Annotated in this window: 1 protein-coding gene; it reads right to left on the bottom strand. The window is 72.4% G+C overall.

Features of this window, described 5'->3' with window-relative positions; genetic code table 11:
• Positions 1-89: 89 nt before the first annotated feature.
• Positions 90-1,329 (bottom strand): hypothetical protein (locus ACWDRB_RS67830; RefSeq protein WP_449912911.1); only part of this gene is annotated, 1,240 nt, incomplete at its 5' end.

The raw sequence follows: 1,329 nt of genomic DNA, 5'->3' as shown, positions 1-1,329 counted from the left end.
GCCCGGTGTCACGGCCTGGTGTCAGGGGGCGTGACACCTGCTCCCGCCTAGGGTTTTGGGTGTCACGGGGGCCGTGACGGTGTCAAGCGTCACGCGGGTGTCAGGGCGGGGACGATGCGCCACCGGCCGGTCTGGTTGGTCGGCTGCAGGCGGCCCTCTGCGGCGGCGTCGCGGAGCCTCGCGGAGACCCAGGGGCGGCTGTAGCCGTTCGCGTCGCACCAGTCCATGAAGTCCTTCGGGCCGACGATCATCTGTCCGGCCGCCTCGAACTCGTCGAGCGCGCGGGCGAACAGCTCCCGCGCCTCTTCCGGGGACGGCTTGCGCCCGGTGTCCGTACCGAACAGGCCCGGGGTGTCGTCGCCCTGCTGGGCAGGGGGGAGGTCCTGCTCCGGGTCCATGGCGGCGTCCTCGGGGTCGAGCTGGGTGCCGGTCGTGATCTCGTCGTCCTGGTCGTGCACGGTGGTGGGCTCCGTCTCGTCGGTGTCGGCGCGGCCGGTGTACGCGCGGCCGACGACCGCCTTCGCGGCTCCGGCGGTGATCGGGTCGGCGGTGGCGCCGTTGCGCACGGCCCACTCGGCGAGCGTCTCCATGAGGGACACGGCCCGGGTGGTGAACTGCTGGGTGCGGCCCGGGGAGGCGTACCGCTCCGGGTCGATGCCGCCGGAGACGACGTAGCAGTAACCGGGCCGGCGGTTGCCCCAGGCGCCGGGGTGAGCGCCCTGGTTGATGACCGACTCCGGGAGGGAGAAACCCTCGTCGCGAGGGTCGCAGCCGAGTGCGATGACCGAGGGGAGAGAGGCCCTGGTGCTCGTCGACATCTGGTCGTAGGACGGGCGCTGCAACGACACGATGAGGGAGACGCCGGCGGACCGGGCTTCCTGGGCAATGCCGGTGAACGCGTCGTCGCCCAGGTTCCGGAGCGTGTTCGCGGCCTCCTCCATCCACGCGACCATGTACGGCATGCCGGGGCAGCCGCACGCGCCGGACGCGGCGCAGGAGTGGGCGGGGTCGGTCTGCTTCTGCGCGGCCTGCGGCGTCCACTGCCGGTAGGAGTGCTTGCCGAGCCATCCGGTCCGGGCGGGGATGACGTGCTGCAGCGCCTCCACCATCGCCTCCGTGTCGGCCCCGCCCTCGACTGCCCAGTCGTAGGCGGGGAGCAGCGGCCGGAAGTCCTGGAACGCCTTGGGGTCGGACAGCCACATGATGACGTCGCCGCGGGACAGGATCTCGGTCATCAGGTTCAGGGCCGCGTCGCCCTTCCCGGACCCGGTGCCCCCGGCGATGAGGAAATGGCTGGCGTTGCGGCCGACGTCCGGGTCTCCGGGCAGC

Source organism: Nonomuraea sp. NPDC003707, assembly GCF_053587055.1.
Note: the sequence above shows the minus strand (reverse complement) of the source record. Positions and strands in the feature narration are given on the sequence as shown.